Here is a 645-nt window from a genome sequence, read left to right on the forward strand (position 1 = left end):
CTAGTGAGCCGGTCTTGAGGTCACGTCTCGCCACGTGAGGTGCGGTTCGTTTCAGTTTGCGGCGTGGGCGGTGACGGAAGCTGTCGGCTGCGGTCTGCTGGAGGAGTGGGTGACAGCAGGCTGCAGCCGCTGGAGTTATCCGAGGACGAGCGGCTGACTTTGCAGGGGTGGGCGAAACGCCGGACGACCGCGCAGGGCCTCGCCAAGCGAGCACGCATCGTGCTGGCCTGCGCGGACGGGCTCAGTAACACCGCGGTGGCCGCGCGGCTGGACACCGATCGTGGGACCGTGCGCCGGTGGCGGACCAGATTCCTGCGAGACCGGCTCGACGGACTGTCCGACGAACCCCGTCCAGGAGTGCCCCGCACCATCACCGATGCCCAGGTGGAGGAGGTGGTGGTGCGCACTCTGGAGGAGACGCCGGCGGGGGCCACGCACTGGTCGAAGCGGGAGCTGGCCAGGCGGGTGGGGATCTCGCCCACGAGTGTGCTGCGGATCTGGCGGGCGTTCGGGCTGCAGCCCTGGCGCACGCAGGAGTTCAAGATCTCTCCGGACCCGTTGCTGATCGACAAGATCCGTGACGTGGTCGGGCTCTATCTCGCCCCGCCGGCGAACGCGGCGGTCTTCGCGATGGACGAGAAACCG

The 645-nt window shown here is 68.7% G+C and carries 1 protein-coding gene; it reads left to right on the top strand.

Translation table 11 applies throughout. From position 1 onward, the window contains the following. Positions 1-105: 105 nt before the first annotated feature. On the top strand, positions 106-645 hold a 540-nt coding region (locus IPZ69_RS46780), incomplete at its 3' end, for an IS630 family transposase (protein WP_235461022.1).

It is taken from the genome of Streptomyces olivochromogenes, from assembly GCF_021538895.1.
In the GTDB taxonomy this organism is placed as follows: Bacteria; Actinomycetota; Actinomycetes; order Streptomycetales; family Streptomycetaceae; genus Streptomyces; species Streptomyces olivochromogenes_A.